Annotated in this window: 17 protein-coding genes and 1 pseudogene; 13 read left to right on the top strand and 5 right to left on the bottom strand. The window is 70.1% G+C overall.

The window, feature by feature from the left end; genetic code table 11:
* Position 1: 1 nt before the first annotated feature.
* The 4 genes from DVR05_RS19710 (at position 2) to DVR05_RS27115 (ending at position 3,646) form a co-directional block, all read left to right on the top strand.
* A complete protein-coding gene (locus DVR05_RS19710; protein ID WP_116247455.1) occupies positions 2-889 on the top strand; it encodes an ATP-binding cassette domain-containing protein in 888 nt (295 codons plus the stop codon).
* Positions 890-1,011: 122 nt separating this feature from the next.
* Positions 1,012-2,019, top strand: coding sequence for a Gfo/Idh/MocA family protein (locus tag DVR05_RS19705; protein ID WP_116247395.1), 1,008 nt, complete (start codon positions 1,012-1,014; stop codon positions 2,017-2,019).
* 14 nt (positions 2,020-2,033) lie between these two features.
* Positions 2,034-2,900 carry a sugar phosphate isomerase/epimerase gene (locus DVR05_RS19700; protein ID WP_116247394.1) on the top strand — a complete coding sequence of 289 codons (867 nt, stop codon included), beginning with the start codon at positions 2,034-2,036 and terminating at the stop codon, positions 2,898-2,900.
* Positions 2,901-3,145: 245 nt separating this feature from the next.
* Entirely contained in the window at positions 3,146-3,646 is a 501-nt protein-coding gene (locus DVR05_RS27115; RefSeq protein ID WP_198659254.1) for a hypothetical protein, read from the top strand.
* 64 nt (positions 3,647-3,710) lie between these two features.
* On the opposite strand, the gene DVR05_RS19690 is transcribed toward DVR05_RS27115, so the two are convergent.
* Genes DVR05_RS19690 through DVR05_RS19675 form a run of 4 tightly spaced genes read right to left on the bottom strand, consistent with a single transcriptional unit; the run spans position 3,711 to position 6,708 of the window.
* Positions 3,711-4,544 carry a phosphotransferase gene (locus DVR05_RS19690; protein WP_116247393.1) on the bottom strand — a complete coding sequence of 278 codons (834 nt, stop codon included), beginning with the start codon at positions 4,542-4,544 and terminating at the stop codon, positions 3,711-3,713.
* On the bottom strand, positions 4,541-5,281 hold the full coding sequence (locus DVR05_RS19685) for an AAA family ATPase (protein ID WP_116247392.1): 741 nt from the start codon (positions 5,279-5,281) through the stop codon (positions 4,541-4,543). The genes DVR05_RS19690 and DVR05_RS19685 overlap by 4 nt, the downstream gene beginning before the upstream one ends.
* Positions 5,282-5,290: 9 nt before the next feature.
* The gene (locus DVR05_RS19680; RefSeq protein WP_232832231.1) at positions 5,291-6,208 is read right to left on the bottom strand and encodes a radical SAM/SPASM domain-containing protein; all 918 of its coding nucleotides are present in this window, start codon (positions 6,206-6,208) and stop codon (positions 5,291-5,293) included.
* Entirely contained in the window at positions 6,205-6,708 is a 504-nt protein-coding gene (locus DVR05_RS19675; RefSeq protein ID WP_116247391.1) for an ATP-binding protein, read from the bottom strand. Before DVR05_RS19675 ends, DVR05_RS19680 begins: the two co-directional genes overlap by 4 nt.
* Between DVR05_RS19675 and DVR05_RS19670 the strand changes: the two genes are divergently transcribed.
* The 6 genes and pseudogenes from DVR05_RS19670 (at position 6,701) to DVR05_RS19645 (ending at position 11,609) form a co-directional block, all read left to right on the top strand.
* Complete coding sequence (locus DVR05_RS19670; protein WP_232832230.1) at positions 6,701-8,326, top strand: helix-turn-helix transcriptional regulator; 1,626 nt, start codon at positions 6,701-6,703, stop codon at positions 8,324-8,326. The genes DVR05_RS19675 and DVR05_RS19670 overlap by 8 nt on opposite strands.
* Positions 8,323-8,805: a hypothetical protein gene (locus DVR05_RS19665; RefSeq protein WP_116247389.1), complete on the top strand. Its 483-nt coding sequence runs from the start codon at positions 8,323-8,325 to the stop codon at positions 8,803-8,805. Before DVR05_RS19670 ends, DVR05_RS19665 begins: the two co-directional genes overlap by 4 nt.
* 20 nt (positions 8,806-8,825) lie before the next feature.
* Positions 8,826-9,240, top strand: a pseudogene (locus DVR05_RS19660) (NUDIX hydrolase).
* 261 nt (positions 9,241-9,501) lie between these two features.
* Complete coding sequence (locus tag DVR05_RS19655; protein WP_198659253.1) at positions 9,502-10,071, top strand: hypothetical protein; 570 nt, start codon at positions 9,502-9,504, stop codon at positions 10,069-10,071.
* The gene (locus DVR05_RS19650) at positions 10,062-10,835 is read left to right on the top strand and encodes an SDR family NAD(P)-dependent oxidoreductase (protein ID WP_116247388.1); all 774 of its coding nucleotides are present in this window, start codon (positions 10,062-10,064) and stop codon (positions 10,833-10,835) included. Before DVR05_RS19655 ends, DVR05_RS19650 begins: the two co-directional genes overlap by 10 nt.
* Positions 10,836-10,844: 9 nt before the next feature.
* The gene (locus DVR05_RS19645; RefSeq protein ID WP_116247387.1) at positions 10,845-11,609 is read left to right on the top strand and encodes a crotonase/enoyl-CoA hydratase family protein; all 765 of its coding nucleotides are present in this window, start codon (positions 10,845-10,847) and stop codon (positions 11,607-11,609) included.
* 192 nt (positions 11,610-11,801) lie between these two features.
* On the opposite strand, the gene DVR05_RS19640 is transcribed toward DVR05_RS19645, so the two are convergent.
* Positions 11,802-13,910 (bottom strand): acyltransferase family protein, encoded by a 2,109-nt coding sequence (locus DVR05_RS19640; RefSeq protein ID WP_116247386.1) that lies wholly within the window; start codon positions 13,908-13,910, stop codon positions 11,802-11,804.
* 575 nt (positions 13,911-14,485) lie between these two features.
* Here DVR05_RS19640 and DVR05_RS19635 point away from each other — a divergent pair.
* From DVR05_RS19635 to DVR05_RS19625, 3 genes are read left to right on the top strand one after another with little or no spacing between them, the layout of a single operon-like run.
* Positions 14,486-15,931, top strand: a complete 1,446-nt coding sequence (locus DVR05_RS19635) for a bifunctional cytidylyltransferase/SDR family oxidoreductase (RefSeq protein ID WP_116247385.1) — start codon at positions 14,486-14,488, stop codon at positions 15,929-15,931.
* Positions 15,931-17,739: a CDP-glycerol glycerophosphotransferase family protein gene (locus DVR05_RS19630; RefSeq protein WP_116247384.1), complete on the top strand. Its 1,809-nt coding sequence runs from the start codon at positions 15,931-15,933 to the stop codon at positions 17,737-17,739. The genes DVR05_RS19635 and DVR05_RS19630 overlap by 1 nt, the downstream gene beginning before the upstream one ends.
* On the top strand, positions 17,736-19,433 hold the full coding sequence (locus tag DVR05_RS19625; RefSeq protein WP_116247383.1) for a glycosyltransferase family 2 protein: 1,698 nt from the start codon (positions 17,736-17,738) through the stop codon (positions 19,431-19,433). The genes DVR05_RS19630 and DVR05_RS19625 overlap by 4 nt, the downstream gene beginning before the upstream one ends.
* The last annotated feature ends 233 nt before the right edge of the window (positions 19,434-19,666 follow it).

Below are 19,666 nucleotides of genomic sequence, written 5' to 3'. Positions count from 1 at the left end.
GATGACCGAGACGGGCACCACGCCGACGGGGGCCGCGGGCGCCGGACCGGAGAAGGCGCCGCTGCTGGAACTGCGCGACGTCGGCAAGACCTTCGGCAACATCAGGGCCCTGGCCGGGATCGGTCTGCGGGTCGACGCGGGCGAGGTCACCTGCATCCTCGGTGACAACGGCGCGGGCAAGTCCACACTGATCAAGATCATCGCCGGGTTGTACCGGCCGACGTCGGGCGAGTACCTGGTGGACGGCGAACCGGTGGACTTCTCGTCCCCGCGACAGGCCCTCGACCGGGGCATCGCCACGGTCTACCAGGACCTGGCGATGGTTCCCCTGATGCCGGTGTGGCGCAACTTCTTCCTCGGATCCGAGCTGCACAGGGGCGTCGGTCCCCTCCGGATGCTCGACGTCGCCCGGATGCGCCGCATCGCGGACGAGGAGCTGAGGAAGATGGGCATCGACCTGCCCGACATCGACGCTCCCGTCGGCAACCTGTCCGGCGGCCAGCGCCAGGTCGTGGCCATCGCGCGGGCCGTCTACTTCGGCGCCCGCGTGCTGATCCTGGACGAGCCGACCGCCGCGCTGGGCGTCAAGCAGTCGGGTGTGGTCCTGAAGTACGTCGACGCGGCCCGCGAGGCCGGTCTGGGCGTCATCCTCATCACGCACAACCCGCACCACGCGTACCTGGTCGGCGACCACTTCGTGGTGATCAAGCTGGGCGAGACCGAGCTCGACCGGCCCCGGTCCGACCTCACCCTCGACGACCTCACCCACCACATGGCGGGCGGCGCCGAGCTGGACGCGCTCCAGCACGAGCTGGCGCGGGGCAGGGGACCGGAGGAGGGTCCGGCGCACGACGCGGCGGGCGAGGGCCCGGCCGTCCAGGGGCGCTGACCGGATCGGCCGGTGTCTCCGGCCGACCGGGGACCCCGGCCCCGCCGGCCGGGGAGACCGAGTGCGACGGCCGGGTGGCCACACCCGCTCGGCCGTCGAGGAACCAAGAGAGGTAAGGGACGATGACCGTCAAGGTAGGAGTGATCGGCACCGGCTGGATCGGCGCCGAGCACATCCGCAGGATCACCGCCTCGGTGGGCGGTGCCGAGGTCGTGGCGGCGACCGACATCGACGTCGACCGCGCCGCCGGGGCGGTCGAGGGCACCGGCGCGCGTGTGCTGCCCACCGGCACGGACGTGATCACGGACCCGGAGGTCGAGGCGGTCGTGGTCACCTCCTGGGGCCCGGCGCACGCCGAGTCGGTCCTGGCGGCGATCGCCGAGGGCAAGCCGGTCTTCTGCGAGAAGCCGCTGGCCACCACCGCCGAGGACGCCCGGCGCATCCTGGACGCGGAGGCCGCGCACGGCTCGCGTCTGGTCCAGGTCGGCTTCATGCGCCGCTTCGACCCCGGGTACCGGCAGATGAGGGAGGCCATCGCCGAGGGGACGATCGGCACGCCGCTGATGGCGCACTGCGTGCACCGCAACCCCACCGTGCCCGAGTCCTACCACTCCGAGATGGCCGCGCAGGACACCGCCGTGCACGAGGTCGACGCGGTGCGTTGGCTGCTGGACGACGAGATCTCCGCCGTGCAGGTGCTCACCCCGCGCCCGACCGCCAGGCGGTTCGAGCACCTGCGCGACCCGCAGATCATGCTCCTCGAGATGACCGGCGGCGCCCGGGTGGACGTCGAGGTGTTCGTCAACTGCCAGTACGGCTACGAGATCGGTTGTGAGGTCGTGGGGGAGGAGGGCACGATCCGGCTTCCGGAGATCCCCGGTGCGGTGGTGCGCTCGGCGGGCTGGAGGAGCACGCCCGTCCTCCAGGACTGGGTGAAGCGGTTCGCCGCCGCGTTCGACGCCGAGTTCCAGGCGTGGATCGACGAGGTGGCCGCCGGCAGGCCGACCACCGGACCGAACGCCTGGGACGGCTACGCCGCGGCGATCGTCACCGACGCCCTGGTGCGGTCGCTGTACTCGGGCGGCGTCGTCGAGACCGGGATCAAGGAACGTCCGGCGTTCTACGCCTGAGGGAGAGACAGGACATGAAGATCGCCATTGACCCGTACATGTTCCGGGGGCTGCCGGTCACCGAGATGGTGCGGACCGTGGCGGACCTGGGCTACGAGTACATCGAGCTCTCCCCCCGGGCGGAGTTCATGCCGTTCTTCCGGCACCCGAGGGCTGACGACGCCCGGGTGGCGGAGCTGAGGGCCGCGCTGCGCGAGACCGGGGTGAAGCTGTCCTCCATCCTGCCGCTGTACAGGTGGTCGAGCCCGATCGAACAGGAGCGCCGGGACGCGGTCCGCTACTGGAAGCGGATGATCGAGGTCGCGGTCGAGCTCGACGTGAACCTGATGAACTCCGAGTTCAACGGCCGACCGGAGCGGGCCGCCGAGAGCGAGGGCGCGTTCTGGCGGTCGATGGAGGAGCTGCTGCCGATCTTCGAGCGCGAGGGGATCGCCCTCAACCTCGAAGCGCACCCGGACGACTTCTGCGAGGTCAACGAACCCGCGGTGGACCTGGTCCGGGCGATCAACCGACCCTGGGTGAACTACCTGTACTGCGCGCCGCACACCTTCCACCTGTCGGGGGAGGAACCGGGCGCGGACATCCGGCGGATGATGGAGTACGCGGGCGACAAGCTCCAGCACGTGCACATCGCCGACTCGTTCGACCACAAGGGCTCGTCCGGGCTGCGGTACATCCTCAACCCGCCCGGCACCCCCGCGCGGATCCACCAGCACCTGGACATCGGCCAGGGCGAGGTGGACTGGGACGAGTTCTTCGGCACACTGCGCGACCTGAACTTCGACGGCGTGGCCACGGTGTGCGTGTTCGCGTGGGAGGAGCGGGCGCGGGAGTCCTCCGAGTTCATGCTCAGGAGGGTGACCCGGGAACTCGCCTCCTGACCAGGACGTCGGGGTGTCGTGTCGGCCCGTCCCGCGCAGGGACGGCCGAGGGGCCCAACGCCCCGACCGGGCGCCGCACGCGATCATGTGCGGCGCCCTTTTCGCGTTTCCCGCGCGGCGTGGGTTCCTCCCGGGTAACGTGCGATCTCACGCCCCGCTTATGTAAGGTAGCCCGAACTTCCGCGGGCTCCACGCCCCGTGGGGCCGAGCCCGCCACCGACTCCCAAGAGAAGCCGACGCACGCGATGACCCGCACATCTCATCCGACGCGACTCCGGCGAAGCGAGGCGCGCCGCATCGAACGGCGCCGCCAGCGTCTCCTCCAGGCAGCGATCGCCTGCTCCGTGGGCGTGATCACCATGTCCGGAGTGCTCGTCTTCGTCCTCGTGTCCCAGGCCCCGCCGGAGACCGGCGGGGACGACCGCCAGCGCGTGGGGCAGGCCGAGGAACTGCCCTCCGGTCCGGCCACGGACCCGGCCTCGCCGCTCCCGAGCGCCGTTTCCACACCCACCGCCTCGGCCGTCCTGCCGCAGGACGACGAGGGGGAGGAACCGTCGTCCCCGCCGTCACCGGAGGCGTCGCCCTCCGCGACCGCCTCCGCGACGTCCGGGGAGGAACCCGAGCCGGAGCCGGAACCCGAGCAGCCCGCCCCCGAACCACAGCCGGAGCGCCCCGAGCCGGAACCGACCGAGACGGAGGACGAGGAGCCGGTCGAGGAGGCCCCCGTCCCCTGGTGGCCCTGGTAGCGGGTTCTCCATCCCTGGGGCAGCAACTCGGAGGGCTGTCAGGAGCACAGCCCCACTCCGCTCCTCAGCCGTGGAGTAACCCTGCGGCGTGGCGGTGCAGCGGAATCGTCAGTTCGGGACTGTCACCGCGTTCGATGCGCAGCAGCAGTCGGGCGATGACGTAGAGCTGGGCCCGCACACCGTCCGGGGTGTTGAGCTGGTCGGCGAAGGTCTCACGCACCAGGGTCGCGGTCGCTGGCCGCGAGAGACTGTGGCACAACAGGGTCGCGGCGTCGAGTCCGGCCGGCGCCCGCCCCCAACTCTCCCAGTCGAGAATGCCCAGTTCTGGGGCGAGCAGGTTGTTCCAGTGCAGGTCGGCGTGGGCAGTGCGCCATTCGTGGACGGTCGGGTCGATGGCGTCCGCGAAGAACACCGTCAGCCGACGTGTGATGGCCTCCTGGCTGACCGCGACCCGCTCCGTGGAGGTCTCCCCGACACGGTCGACCGCCGCCTTCAGGTCCGTCCACCAGGTGTCGTCGAGCTCGGGAGAATGCCGGAGCTCGGCGGTCTGTGAGCACACCCGCCCGGGGAGGCGCGTCATTAACTCGGCCCGGACACGGTTGGGCGTATCCTCCCACTCGGTCACCTCGATCATCTCCGGTTTGGGAACGTTCGTGATGGCTGAGGAGTCGGCGTTGCCCGTCCAGTAGGTGCCGTGCGCCCACGAGAGGTGCTCGGTGGTCACGCGTACCCACGCGTCTCCCCGAGGTCCGTGGGCGGGTGCGCCGATGCTGCGGTCACGCCACCCGAACACCGCCTCACCCACCAGGATGGTGCCGAAACCCTCCGCCGCTCGGGTGAGAAGTTCACGCATGCGCGCCCGGTGACGCTGGTTCGCCAGTGACTGGGCCGAGGTCATGCGTCGATCAGGTGGCGTAGGTACCTGCCGGGATCGGACAGGTAGCGGCGCCAGTGGTCGACCATCTCCAACTCGTCCCACTTCGTGCGGCGCGCCCCGTGGTCACCGACCTCGATGATGTCCGCGCCCGGGGTCGCCGACAGGATCGGGCTGTGTGTGGCGCAGATGATCTGCGACCCGGCTTCGGCCAGGTCGTGCATGAGTCCGACCAGGCGCAGACAGGACATGAACGACAGCGCGGCCTCGGGTTCGTCCATGAGGTACAGGCCGGGCTTGTCGAACATGTTCTGGAGGATGATGAGGAACCCTTCGCCGTGGCTGTGCTCGGACAGGTTCTCCTCCCAGTAGCCGTGCATGCCCGAGACCGCCTCGGCGAACCCGAACGTGGTCTCGGCGCGGAGGAAGTACCCGGTGCGGGCGCGGCGCCCGGAGGACAACTGCCGGGCGCCGCGTGCGGTCAGGTCCAGGCGCAGCCGCTCGCCCAGGGGGGTCTTGGGTCGGTTGTTGGCGTACTTGCGTCCGGCCCGGCCGCCGCGCGCGTCCAGGCCGTAGGCTTCGGCGATCCCCTCGACCAGGGTCGACTTGCCCGAACCGTTCTCGCCCACCAGGAACGTCACGGGGGCGTGGAACTCCAGCGGTTCGGTGAGCAGGCGGCCGACGGCCGGAACCGAGTACGGCCACGCGGTCGGGTTCGGAGGGTCGAGTCCTTCGGGGATGTCGATGCCTTGGACGAACACGCTGTTCCTCTACCGGTAGTTCGGGGCGCAGTTGCCCGCGGGGGTGCAGTCTCCCTTGGGCTGGCATGCCGGGCTGCACGAGGGGCCGCACTGCGGGTCGCACATGTTGGGCACGCATACCGCGCGGTGGGTGAACTCCTTGCGAAGCTCACCCACCACCGTAGCCATCCGGTCGCTGTTGAGGATGTCGTTCAACGATTGCTCGCGCACGTTACCGATCGGCATCCACCGGGTGAAGACACACGGCCACACCTCACCTGTGGGGGAGATCGCGAGGTTGCCGTGCGCGCACCGCCCGCACAACACCGACGTGTCCGGCTCAACCTCCGCGACGGCACCGCGGCCGACCCCTCGAAGGTCGTCGTACCGGACTTCGTCGACTCCCAGGTCGAGGAGAGTACGGCTCGCCTGGTCGCTGCGCTGGGACTCCAGAACACCGATGACACCAGCGCGCAAAGGAATCTCGCGCCGCTTGGCCTCAGCGATGTTGGCGAGCGTGCGGGCGTGGGTGGGGCGCTGGGTGATCTGCTCGTGCTCGTCTGGGTTGTCCGAATACCAGGACGTTGCCAGCCGCACACCGGGGCGCTTGAAGACCTCCCACAGCCCCGGTGGGACGTGCACGAGGTTGGTGAAGACCTCGACTTCGAGCCTCTGGTTGAGCGCGTGCTCGATCAGCTCGCCCAGGCCGGGGTGGAGCACCGGTTCGCCGCCGATGAACTGGACCATGCCAGCGCCGGTGTGGGCGACGTCGTCGATGACACGCCGCCAGTCGTCGGTGGTCATGGTGCCGTGGGTTCCGTCAGGGCCGCTGTCGGCGTAGCAGTGGGTGCACGCCAGTTGGCACTTGCCGGTGATCTCCAACCAGACGAACCGCAACGGCGGCACGGTCGGGCCGGTGGGGGTAGCGCTTTCGAGGGAGGTGGTCACGGTCGTCCTACCTTCTTTCGTCCCTTCCGGATCGGGCGGGGGGCGTGTTCGATGAGGGCGCGGACAGTGAGGGGACCTCCGGCCGTGCCGGACCAGTCCCAGTAGGCGGCGAGGGTGTCGACGATCCGGAGTCCGTAGCCGCCAATCGGCCGGGGGTTGTCGGGGCCCTCGATACGGGGGACGGGGATGGTGTCTCCGGGACGGGGTCCGTTGTCGGTGACGGTGAGGACATAGGAGAAGGGGCGGCGTTCGATCACGACGCGGGTGGTGCCGCCAGGGTCACCGGAGCAGGTGTGCCGCAGCGCGTTGGAGACGAGCTCGCTGACCACGGTGACCAGTGGAAAGGCTGCGTTGGGCGTGGTGCATGCGACCTGGTGGGCCCAGGTGCGTGCGACACGGACGTGGTAGAGGTCCGGACCGAGCATGATCCCGCACCGGTTGGGGTCGGCGAAGCTCAGCCGTCGGGGCGTCACCGTGGTTGTTGTCAGTGGGGTGGTCATCACCGTTCACCTCAATGTCCATCACGAGGATGGTCGTTTTCGTGTAGGGACTCCGTACGGCGATGTAACGTCAGAGAGCCGTAACCTCGGAATCCAGCAGCGATATCCACAGGCGGTATGTGTGAACGGCCCTCTTCGTTCTTCGTGGCTGCCCGCTCCACCCACGTTCTGGTCACGTGCTGATGTTCTGGAGGCTCTTGAGGATCAGGACGCCGGAGCACTGCTGCGTCTGGTCAGGCAGTACCTCGGGGCAAGCCAGCAGATGGTCGGTGCTGCCATCGACATGGCACAGCCGCATGTCAGCGGAATCATGTCTGGAAAGCGCCAGGTCACAGCTTTGCGGACCTGGCAGCGCATCGCCGAGGGCCTCAGGATGCCGAACGAACCGAGAAGGATTCTCGGCCTTGCCGATTCGTGTGCTGGATTCAGCTATAGGGACACAGAGGCGGAAGTGTCCCAAAGCAGCTCAGGTGATCTATGGTCAGCGCCAAGGACAGTGCAGGACATTGCTGAGATCACCCTGAGGGACCTGATGAAACGCAGAGACGCTCTCGCTGTGGGCGGCGCTCTCGTCGTAGGCGCGGCTCTGACCGAGACGCTGGAACACTGGCTGATGCCCGCATCCAGGCTGCCCGGCCCCCGAGGGGGCACGATCGGGGAGTCGGAGCTACGGCGGATCGAAGCCGCGACTGTTGCGCTCCGGCACTGGGACGACCGATGGCGTCTGGGTATTCGTCGCAAGGCCGTCGTCGGTCAACTCTCTGAGGTGGGGGAGCTCGTCGATACGCCTCAACCCGCCGGTGTCCAGTCGCGACTGTTCGCGGTGATGGCCGAACTGTCCAAGATCATCGCCTCGATGTCCTACGACGAGGGGGACCACCCCACCGCGCAGAGGTACTACACGGCGTCCTTGCGAGCGATCCACCAGGCTGGGCCCGAACACCGTCTGTACGGCGTCGGAGTCCTCGCCGATATGGCACGTCAGATGCTGGACGTGAAGCGCCCTCAGGACGCCTTGGATATCTCCCGGCTCGCCCTCGACAGCGCACACGCACACCAGGCGCCGGCACAGGTCCTCTCCCTGCTGCGAACGCGTGAGGGGTGGGCGTATGCGCGTATGGGACGGGCGGAGGCATTTCACCGTACCGTCTCCCAGGCTGAGGATCTGCTGGGATCCGGTAGTGAGGACGGCTTTCCCCACTGGGCACGCAACTTTGACCATGCGGAACTGTCTGGTGTCGTCGGTGCCCGTTACCGAGATCTGGCGTCGGAGCAGCAGGATAGGGTAGTTCTTCGCAAACATGCTGAATTGTCCGCAATCTACATTAACCAGGCGCTTCAACTACGAGACTCGGAGAAGAAACGGAATCGGGCATTCGACCTCGTTGGGCTCGGAAGGACCTACTTGTTGCTCGGCGAGCCAACCGAAGCCGCTCGTGTAGTGCGTCAAGCCGCTTCAATCGAACGTACTCTCGGCTCCGGGCGTGTCCGTCGGCGGTTGCATGACTGGCACAGGGAGGCTGCGGCCTTCCACCGGGATCCCTCCGTCGCGGAGGTCCGGGACGAGTTGTCGAATACCCTGCTGGCCGGACAGTCGGACGTGAAGGAGTCGGTGTGACGCGCATCGGTATCACTGGGCACTCGAACCTCAGCGCGGACAGCGTGCCGCTCGTGCGCGCGGCGCTGGCGGAGGCTCTCGCCCCGTACGCGAACGGCGACCTGACCGGTCTGTCGTGCCTGGCGCGTGGGGCCGATCAGCTCTTCGCGGAGGTCGTGCTCGACGCGGGAGGGCGGTTGGAGGTCGTCCTGCCATCGGTCGACTACCGGGAGGCCAAGGTCAAGCCGGACAATCTGGACCGGTTCGACGGCCTGCTCATGCGGTCGGCGCTGGTGCGGTACATGCCGCACCGGACGGCCGGGCGCACCGCCTACGAGGACGCCAACGAGGCCGTGCTGGGCGGGATCGACCGCTTGTTCGCGGTCTGGGACGGCCAGCCCTCCGATGGCAAGGGCGGCACGGGAGACGCGGTCGAGGCCGCCCGGGGGAGGGGTGTCCCGGTCGACGTCATCTGGCCCGAAGGCGCTCGCAGGGAATGAGTTCCCCGCCGTTCCCCGCCATGCACTCGGTCTCCGTCGCCGGAGCCGTCATTCGCGAGGACGGGCGCGTCCTCGCGATCCAGCGCACCGACAACGGGCATTGGGAACCGCCTGGTGGCGTCCTCGAACTGGACGAGGACATCGAATCCGGGGGTGCGGCGTGAGGTGCTGGAGGAGACCGGCCTGCGTGTTCGGGTGGGGGAGCTGACCGGGGTCTACAAGAACCTCGAACGCGGCATCGTCGCCCTGGTCTTCCGCTGCACTCCGCGCGACGGAGAGCCTCGGCCGTCACAGGAAGCCACCCGTGTCGAGTGGTGCACCCCGGATGAGGTGCGGGAGCGCATGGCTCCCGCCTACGCCTGCCGCCTCCTGGACGCCGTGCTCTCCGGGCCGCCGCGGATCCGTACGCACGACGGCCGAGATCTTCTGGAATAGGCACGTCGAATTCGGGCGAAAGTGGATTCTTCTGGCTTGGCGGATAAACCGGGCTGGTTCTGTGCGACACGCCGGTTGAACTGGGGAAATGAAAAACCTGGTTCTCAAAGCAGCGCGGTTTCGCAGAAAAGTTCACCCAATCCGCCGGAGTGCTCTACTCTTTGTCGCGAACGACAACCGCATACGAAGACCCCGCGACGGTACCTAACCGCCCGGGGTCGTGGCCAGCAACTTCCACCCTTGAAGAAACGGATTGCCGACATGGCTGAGTCTAGCCGTGCCGTCCTCGGCTCCGCCCTGGACTGCCTGAAGACCCTCCTCGCCCCCGCCCGTGGCCGCCACAGCGCCCGTCGGCGCCGCTCCACCCGGGTCCGCCGCTACGCGCCGGTGCCCACCCCGGTTTCCGAACCCACTCCCGAGCCCGCGTCGGTCCCCGCCTCGCCCTCGCCCCGCCCGGCCCCTCCCGTCGACGACACCGCCCTCGTCCGGCCCTTCTACCTCGCCCACGAGCGCGACCTCGCCTACGCCAGCGCGCACCCCGCCCGGCGCCTGCGCGCCCGCACGACCCGGCCGACCGCCGACGGCCCCCCGGTATCGACCCCCGCCTACACCCCCAAACACGCGGCCCCACGCGTTCCCGCGCCCCGTCCGGTGCCCGATGGCGACCTGCTCGCCCCCGTCCCGCCCCGGCCCGGGGAGTTCGACGAACTGCGCGACCTCACCCGCGCCTGGCTCGGGATGAACCGGGCCACGAGTTCCGGTCCACGAAAAACCGAACCCGGTTCTAGTGCGTGGGTCACATCGTCTGTAGAGTGCGGCTCATGGATCTGAACGGAATCTCCGCCCTCGTCTCGGGCGGCGCCAGCGGCCTCGGTGAGGCCACCGCCAAGGAACTCGCGAGCGCCGGCGCGACCGTCGTCATCGCCGACCTCAACGCCGAGCGCGGCGAAGCCATCGCCAAGGAGATCGGCGGTGTCTTCGTCAACACCGACGTCTCCCAGGAGGACCAGGTCAAGGCCGCCGTCCAGGCCGCCGTCGACACCGGCAAGCCCTTCCGCGCGGCCGTCTCCTGCGCCGGGATCGCCTGGGCCAACCGCACCGTGGACAAGAACGGCAACCCGCACGACCTGGACAGCTACCAGAAGATCATCCAGGTCAACCTGATCGGTACCTTCAACGTGCTGCGCCTGGCCGCCGCCGAGATCGCCAAGACCGAACCGGTCAACGAGGACGGCGAGCGCGGCGCCATCGTCAACACCGCCTCCCTGGCGGGCATCGAGGGCCAGATCGGCCAGATCGCCTACTCCTCCTCCAAGGGCGGCGTGATCGGTATGACCCTGCCCGCCGCGCGCGACCTCGCCGCGGTCGGCATCACCGTCAACACCATCGCCCCCGGCATCCTGGAGACCCCCATCTACGGTGAGGGCGAGGGCGCCGAGGAGTTCAAGAAGCGCCTCGCCGCGCCGGTGCCCTTCCCCAAGCGCCTGGGCACCGCCGCCGAGTTCGGCAAGCTCGCCAGGGCCCTGCTGGAGATCAGCTACGTCAACGGCGAGGTCGTCCGGATCGACGGCGCCCTGCGCATGCCGCCGAAGTAGGGGGTCCCCGTGTCCGACGAGGTTCTCTACACGGCCGAGGACGGCATCGCCGTCATCACCATCAACCGGCCCCAGGCCAAGAACGCGGTCAACGCCGCCGTCGCCCGGCAGGTCGCCGAGGCACTCGACGACCTGGACGCCCGCAAGGACCTGAGCGTCGGCATCATCACCGGCGCGGGCGGGACCTTCTGCGCGGGGATGGACCTGAAGGCGTTCATGAAGGGCGAGCTGCCGCTCGTCGAGGGCCGCGGGTTCGGCGGTTTCGCCGAGCGCGGCCCGAAGAAGCCGCTCATCGCGGCGGTCGAGGGGTACGCCCTCGCGGGCGGCTTCGAGGCGGTGCTCGCCTGCGACCTGGTGGTCGCCGCCGAGGACGCCAGGTTCGGCATCCCCGAGGTCAAGCGCGGCCTCGTCGCGGGCGCGGGCGGCCTGCTCCGCCTGCACCACCGGATCCCCCGCAACATCGCGATGGAGATGGCCCTGACCGGTGACTTCGTCGACGCCGCGCGCCTGGCCGAGTTCGGCCTGGTCAACCAGGTGACGCCCAGCGGTGGCGCCCTGGCCGGGGCCAGGGAGCTCGCCGCCCGCATCACCCCGAACGGCCCTCTGGCGCTGAAAGTGTCCAAGCAGGTCATCCAGTCCTCCGACGACTGGTCCACCGAGGAGATGTGGGAGAGGCAGAACGAGCTGGCGGGCCCGGTCTTCGTCAGCCAGGACGCGATGGAGGGCGCGGCGGCCTTCGCCGAGAAGCGCGCCCCCGTGTGGAAGGGCGAGTAGCCCCGACCCGCGTGCGAGGCGGCCGTCCCCTCGGGGGCGGCCGCCGCCGTTCGGGCACCGGCAGGGTGCTGCAAGGCGAGGTAAGCCGCGTAGCGAGGAACGAGCGTCAGGCGCCGCCGAGGATGAAGCATCCCTGCCTTCGGGGCGCCCGAACCCGGGCCGAAGCGAAGCGGAGGCCCAGAACAAACACGGCTAGGTCTCCCCGTACAGCACCGCCGCCGACTCCACCAGGCTCGCGTCGGCCTCCGGGGCCTCGGGCAGGGCGTCGAGCAGGTCGGGCTCCAGGACGGTCGCCATGGACCGGGAGAACGCGTACGACATGTGGTTGGTGTCGTAGTACGCCAACTGGTTGCCGATGACCCCCGGGCAGCGGCCGTCCGAGCACAGGTACTCGGTCATGTCCACGAAGACCGTGTTGTCCGGGACGTCCGTCAGCGCGTTGGCCGGGGACGTACGCGCCATCGAGTACGACTGCCGCTCCGCGCACTCCGAGGAGTCGGCTCCGTGGCGGTCGACGCACTCGGGCACGTCGAACCCGAACCGCGGGGTGTCGCGCACCGCCACCACGTCGATCCCCCACCCGTCCAGCTCACGCCACCGCTCCACGTACCCGTCCGGCACGTGCTCCGGCCGGTCGGCCCCCTTCCGCGTCCGCGTGCCCGTGGTGAACACCGCGTCGGGGCGCAGGTGGCGCAGCTCGGCCATGACCTGGTCGTTCCACGCGTCGCACTCCTCGAACGCCTCGCCCCGGTAGGTCTGGTCCGCCGCGCTGAACTGGCAGGCGTTCTTGGTCATCACGACCAGCCGCCAGCCGTGCCGGTCGGCCAGGGTCTCCAACGCCTGGAACCAGTGGCGGGCGTGCGAACTGCCGACGAGCGCGATCGTGTAGCCGCCCTCGGCGTCCCCGGCGTCGCACCGCACGAGTTCGGTGTCGTCGATGAGCGCGTTGCACGCCCGGGTCTGGTCGATGGTCTCGCGCGCGACCGTGGTCGTGTCGGGGTACACGGGCAGGTCGGGCAGCTCCTCGGCCAGCACCGGGCTCAGGTGCACACCCGCGCCCGGGTAGGCGGTGGGGTCGGAGGCCAGCTCCAGCCGCAGCTCCCGGTCACGCTGGATCGCCTGGGACCACGCCAGTCCGCCGACCAGCACGGGCACCACGAACAGGACCCCGGCGGCCAGCGACCACGACGGGGCCGTCCGCGTCCGGATGAGCCGGGTGAGTCCGCCGTCGACGACCCGGCTCGTGGCGAGCGCGGCGGCGAAGGACAGGCCCAGGACGATCAGCCCGCCGCCGAGCGTGGGCCGCTCGCTCCCGGTGACCTCCAGGTAGAACACCAGGATCGGCCAGTGCCACAGGAACAGCGGGAAGGCGTGCCCGCCCAGCCGGGCCAGCGGCGCCCATTCCAGCAGCCGGTTGGCGGACAGCCGCCCCGCGTCCGTACCGGCCCCGGCCGCGATGACCAGGACCGCCGCGAGGGTCGGCCACAGCGCCGCGAGGCCCGGGTAGGGCAGCCGGTCGCCGACGACGACACCGCACAGGACCAGGGCGGTCAGCCCGGTCCACCCGGCGGCGCCGCGCACCCGGGCGGGCAGCCGGACGCCGGGCAGGGCCAGGGCGAGCAGCCCGCCCAGGGCGAGTTCCCACAGGCGGGCGCCGGTATCGAAGTAGGCCCAGACGGGATCGTTCGCCGTGATCCACAGCGAGTACCCGAACGACCCGGCGAACACGGCGGACAGCGCCGCCGTCGAGGCCGCGCGGACCCGGGCGCCCAGCACCGCGGCCGCGAGCCCGGCGGCCGTGAGCAGCAGCGGCCACAGGAGATAGAACTGCCCCTGCACGCCCAGCGACCAGAAGTGCTGGACCGGGCTGGCGGCGCCGTTCTCCGCCATGTAGTCGACCGAGCCCAGCGCCAGGTGCCAGTTCCCGTGGTAGAGCGCCGCGGCACGCACGTCGGCGATGACCTCGGTCCAACGTGACCGGGGCAGGAACAGGTGGGCGCCGACCAGGACCGCGCCGAGGACGATCGCGCCCGCCGGGAAGAGACGTCGGACGAGCTTGGCCCAGAACGCCCCGAACGCGATCCGCCCGTCGCGTTCCAACGCGCGCACCAGGGAGCCCGTGATGAGGAACCCGGTGAGGACGAGGAAGACGTCCACGCCGCCGGAGACCGTGCCGAACCAGATGTGGTAGACGGCGATCAGCAGCGCGGCGACGGCGCGCAGGCCCTCGATGTCGGGGCGGCGGACGGTGGCGGTCGCGGGAACCGTGCCGGTGGTGCGGTTCAGGGCAGGATCGGACACGAGTCAGCCTCGGGTTGGGCGAAGGTGGCGGCAGGGGCGCGGCGGAGGCCCGAGGAGGGGGCCTGGCGTGGCGGTGGAGCCGTGGCGGCGGTCGAGGCCGGGGGCCTACCCTGCCGGTCCAGTATCGGCGGGCCCCGTCACCGCCCCGTGGAACGCGCGCCCCCCGTTGCCGAGTCGAGATGAAATCTGTGTGATCACGTATCCCGAACTGGGCGAACGTGTGCCCGGGGCGCCCCGGGCGACGCGTGAACTTCCTCAGTCCCGATCATGACGGACAAGTAACCCTTTGGTGATCAAGATCATGCGAACCGACCATTCCGCTCGGGCGTCTTCCCCCATGAAGTCACCGATGCGTGTCGCCCCGTCGAACGGCCCCGTTTCACGCGGAAGGCCCAGCGCAGGAACCCGCGAACCAGGTTCCTGGTTGACATAGAGTGTCCGTGAAGTCCCGATGAATCTTACGTGTCCGGTTTCTTCAGTGTTCGTCTGTAGCGGCAGAGGTTGACGCGTGCCCTCGCCGTGCCCGGGCACTTCCCCGTGACCCGTCTGGTGAAGCCCCTCTCTTGGAGATCGTTTTGTCCACGAGCGTTGACGCACGGCCCCCTCTTCGCCCCGCGACCCGTACGGTCGCCGTCGTCCTGGCCGGAGGCAGTGGGCAGCGTATCGGGCTCGCGACGCCGAAGCAGCTGCTGAAGATCGCGGGCAAGACCATCCTCGAGCACACCCTGAGCCTGTTCGAGCAGGCCAGGGGGGTCGACGAGGTGCTGGTCATGATGAACCCCGGCTTCGTCAACGACGCCGAGGAGATCGTCGCCAAGGCGGGCTTCGCCAAGGTGTCCCAGGTACTGCCGGGAGGCACCTCCCGCAACGCCACCACCCAGCTGGCACTGGACGCCCTGTCGCACTACCCGGCCGACTCCACCAACGTCCTGTTCCACGACGCGGTCCGGCCCCTGCTCTCCCAGCGGATCATCGACGACTGCCTTACCGCCCTGGAGACCTACTCGGCGGTCGACGTCGCGATCCCCTCCTCGGACACGATCATCCAGGTCAACGAGGACCACGTGATCACCGACGTGCCGACCCGCTCCCGACTGCGGCGCGGGCAGACCCCCCAGGCCTTCCGGTGCTCGACGATCCGCGAGGCCTACGCCCGAGCCTGGAAGGACCCCGGTTTCGAGGCGACCGACGACTGCTCGGTCGTCCTGCGCTACCTGCCCGAGGTGCCCATCTACGTGGTCGAGGGCGAGGAGCGCAACATGAAGGTGACCCAGCCGGTCGACATCTTCATCGCGGACAAGCTCTTCCAGCTCTCCTCGGCCGTCACCCCCGAGTACGCCGACGACGAGTACACGCGGGGGCTCTCCGGCAGGACGGTCGTGGTCTTCGGCGGCAGCTACGGTATCGGCGCGGGCGTGGCCGACCTGGCCGAGAAGCACGGCGCCCGGGTCTTCCGCTACTCCCGCAGCACCACCCGCACCAACGTCGCCAACCCCGACGACGTCGCCGCCGCCCTGTCCCAGGCGTACTCGGCCACCGGCCGCGTCGACTTCGTGGTCAACACCGCCGGTGTGCTGCGGATCGGCCGCCTCGACGGAACCCCGGCCGAGGACATCGAGGAGTCGCTGCGCGTCAACTACCTGGCGCCGGTGCACATCGCCCGCGCGGCGTTCCCCTACCTGGCCAAGACCCAGGGGCACCTGCTGCTGTACACGTCCAGCTCCTACACCCGGGGGCGGGCCGAGTACAGCCTGTACTCCTCCGCCAAGGCCGCCACGGTCAACCTCACCCAGGCACTGGCCGACGAGTGGTCGGAGGCCGGGGTCCGGATCAACTGCATCAACCCGGAGCGCACCCAGACCCCCATGCGCACCAAGGCTTTCGGCGAGGAGCCCGCGGACACCCTGCTCAGCGCTGACCAGGTCGCCCGCACCTCCGTCGACGTCCTGCTGTCGGACCTGACCGGCAACACCGTGGACGTCCGTCGGGAGAACCCGGCGCGGAACGGTGAGTCGGCCTGATGGAGATCAAGCGCCCCTCCCTGCTGGCCGGTGTCGCCCTCACCGGCCTCGGTCTGCTCGTGTCCGGTGTGGCCCTGGTCGCCGGACTCCCCGCGGTGTTCCTGGTCGCGGCGCTGGTCGGCTACGCGGGCGAACTCGCCCTCCGGAGCACGCCGAGGAAGCTCGGCGCGGTCCTGGACAGGGTCGGCTTCGGCGTCCCGTCCCGCTCGCTCGTCCGGGTCGCGCTCGCGCTCACCCTGGCCTTCCTGGCCGGTGCGGCGGCCGGCTGGGTCCTGGCCGCCGCCGCGGTGCTCGTCGGCGGCAGGGTCCTCTGCGCGGGCCTGACGGTCCTGATCCAGCGTGCCCTGCCACCGGTGGACGTGCGCAACATCGACGCCCCCGGCCTTGCGCCCTTCAAGCCCCGCGAGCGTCTGCTCTCCGCCGTGTCGGGCCCCGCCGCCGTCCTCCTGGAGGCGCCGCTGGTCCTGGGCGTGGGCGCCGCGGCCCTGACGGGGGCGGCCCCGGTCGCCGTGGTCGGCGGCGCCCTCTGCGTCCTCCCCACGCTCGCGCTCGTCGGCGCGGTGTGCGCCGAGTGGTCGCGTGCCAGGCGCGCGTCCGGCGCCGCACGGGGCATGCGCGGCGTCCAGTCCTGGCTGAACTCCTACCGCCCCGAAGTGGTCCTGTACTTCAGCGGTTCGGCGGACTCCGCCTACCAGGTGAACATGTGGCTGGGCACGGTGGAGAAGCTGCCGCAGCGCTGTGTGGTCGTCCTGCGGGAACGGCCGGTGGCGGACAGACTCGGCCCCACCACGCTCCCGGTCCTGTGCGTGCCCAAGGCCACGGACCTGATGGCCCTGGACTTCGCCGACGCGCGGGTCGCCCTCTACTCGGCCAACACCGGCAAGAACATCCACATGCTCCGCAACCCCGGGATGCGCCACGTCTTCATCGGGCACGGCGACAGCGACAAGGTCGCGAGCGTCAACCCCTTCAGCAAGGTCTACGACGAGGTGTGGACTGCGGGCCGGGGCGGCCGGGACCGGTACGCGCGTGCGGCGGTCGGTGTCCGCGACGACGAGATCGTGGAGGTGGGGCGGCCCCAGCTCGCTCCGATCCGGACCACCGGCCCCGGCCGTGAGGTCCGCACGGTGCTCTACGCCCCCACCTGGGAGGGGTGGACGGACGACCCGGGCAACACCTCCCTGATCGAGGCCGGACCGAACCTCGTCGCCGCGCTCCTCGACGCCTCCCCCGAGCTGCGGGTGGTCTACAAGCCGCACCCCTTCACCGGGATGAGGAGCCCCGCCGCCAAGCGGGCCCACCAGCGGGTCGTGGACCTCATCCGGCGGGCCGGGGGAAGGGTCGGGGGCGACCACTCCTCCGACGAGGCGTTCTGGTCCGGGGTCGGCGACCGCGAGCACCTGGTGATCGAGGGGGCCACACCCACCCTCTACTCCTGCTTCAACGAGTCGGACCTGCTCGTCAGCGACATCTCCAGCGTCGTCGCCGACTTCGTCGCCAGCGGAAAGCCCTACGCGATCACCAACTGCGAGGGCATCACCGACGAGGAGTTCCGGATCAAGCACCCCACCAGCCGGGCCGCCTACCTCCTGGCCCCCGACGCCTCGGGCCTGGACACGGCGCTGGCCGCGCTCAGGGGCCGGGACCCGATGCTCCAGGAGCGCCGCGACCTGAAGGAGTACCTGCTCGGCCCGGACTCCCCGGACGCGCAGACGAGGTTCGCCGCGGCCGTCGCGGACCTCTACGAGCGGACCGCCCGGCACGTGAGGGAGCGTCAGGGCGCCGAAACGGCGGTGACCGCTCCGTGAACGGTGTCCCGGACGTCAGCGTGATCATCGCGGCCTACAACGCGGGGGGCCTGGTCACCCGCTGCGTGGAGTCGGTCGAACGCCAGACCCTGGGAACGGACGCGCTGGAGTGCGTCGTGGTCGACGACGGCTCCACCGACGGGACGGGCGAGGAGCTCGACGGCCTCGCCGCGACCAGACCGTGGCTGCGGGTCATCCACCAGGACAACTCCGGCGGACCGGCGGGACCGCGCAACACCGGTCTGGACGTCGCCAGGGGAAGGTACGTCTTCTTCCTGGACGCGGACGACTGGCTCGGCGAACAGGCCCTGGAGCGGATGCTCGCGATGGCCACGGAACACGGCTCCGACATCGTCCTGGGCCGGATGGTCGGGTCGGGGGGCCGCACGGTGCCCAGGACCATGTTCGTCCGGAACCAGACTGACGCGCCCCTGTTCGCCTCACGCGTCTACTGGGCGCTCAACCCCCTCAAGCTCTTCCGACGGGACTTCCTGGAGCAGCTCGGGCTCAGGTTCCGCACCGACCTGCCGGTGGGGCAGGACCAGCCCTTCGTCGCGACCGCCTACCTGCGGGCGCGGCGGATCTCCGTCGTGGCCGACTACGACTGCTACTACGCGGACCTGCGCTCCGACGGGCAGAACAACACCCGACGGCCGGGAGGGGCGCGCCGACGCCTGCCCTTCCTGCGCGCGATGTTCGAGCTGATCCCGAGTGAGGTGCCCGAGGGGCCCGACCGGGACCTGCTGCTCAGGCGCCACTTCCAGAGCGAACAGCGGGAGTTCCTGGAGCACCTGGGGCTGGAGCCCGACCCCCGGGTGCGGCAGGAGGCGTTCGCCGTCTTCCGGGGGTTCGTCCGCCGATGGTGCGGCCAGGGTGTGCTCGACGGACTGCCCGCGGGGGACCGGCTGCGACTGGAGCTGATCCGCCGGGGCAGGATGGACGAGGCGATCAGGGCCATGCGCTTCCACCTGGACCGCGAGCCCTGGACGGTCCACTGTGAGAAAGGTCGCGCCTACGCCGACTACCCCTACTTCCGTGATCCGGAGCTGGGGATCCCGGACTCCTTCTTCGACGTGACCGACGAACTGGTCCTGGGCCACTACGTCACCGAGGTGCGCTGGTCGGGCGCGAGACTGCGACTGGCCGGGGCCGTGCGTCCGGACCGGTACGCGATGTCCCCCCGAGCGCGCGCCTGGGTGCTGGTCCGTGAGCGCGACGGGGACGGGGAGTACCGGGTCCCCTTCGAGCCGGGGGCGGCCGGGGACCGGCTGAACCCCGAGTGGGACGAGCGGCAGCGCTCCGAGGCGGCCGGGTTCGCGACCGCCGTGGCGCCGTTGGACGCCGTGCTGCGGGGCGGGCTCGGCGTCGGCGTGTGGGACCTCTACCTGGAAGTGGAGGACGAGGGGGTGCTGTGGCGGACCCGGATGGGGGCCAGGCGAGCCCCCGGGATCGAAACACGTCGAACGCGGCGTACCCTGATGAGGTTCGGTGGGAGGGACGCGCGAGTCCGCACCGTGGAGTACTACTTCACCGGTGGCGGGGGCGGCCTCTCCCTCAAGGTCAGGCGGACGCCGCTGCGTCCCAGGGTCCTGTTCACGCACCTTGCCCGACCAGGATCCCTCCGGTCCGGCGCACACCTGGTGCTCGTTCCGCCGCCCCTCGGAGCGCTCCAGAGACGGCTGCACCGTTCCTAGGAGCGGCGCAGGGCGCCGTCCGCCGGTGCGGTCGGATGAACGCGAGGTGCGTGCGGCGGTCCCCGACCCCGTCCCGACGAATCGCACGTCATGTGCCGTGTGTCCTGAGTCTGTTGTGTAAGGAGATCCTGGTGGAGAAGACAGAGGCAAGCTCCGACCTGGTCGTTCTTGGTCTTGGCTATGTGGGCCTGCCGCTGGCGGCCGAGGCCGTGTCCGCCGGGCTGCGGGTGGTC

Origin of the sequence: Nocardiopsis sp. FIRDI 009 (assembly GCF_003386285.1) — a bacterium.
In the GTDB taxonomy this organism is placed as follows: domain Bacteria; phylum Actinomycetota; class Actinomycetes; order Streptosporangiales; family Streptosporangiaceae; genus Nocardiopsis.
Note: the sequence above shows the minus strand (reverse complement) of the source record. Positions and strands in the feature narration are given on the sequence as shown.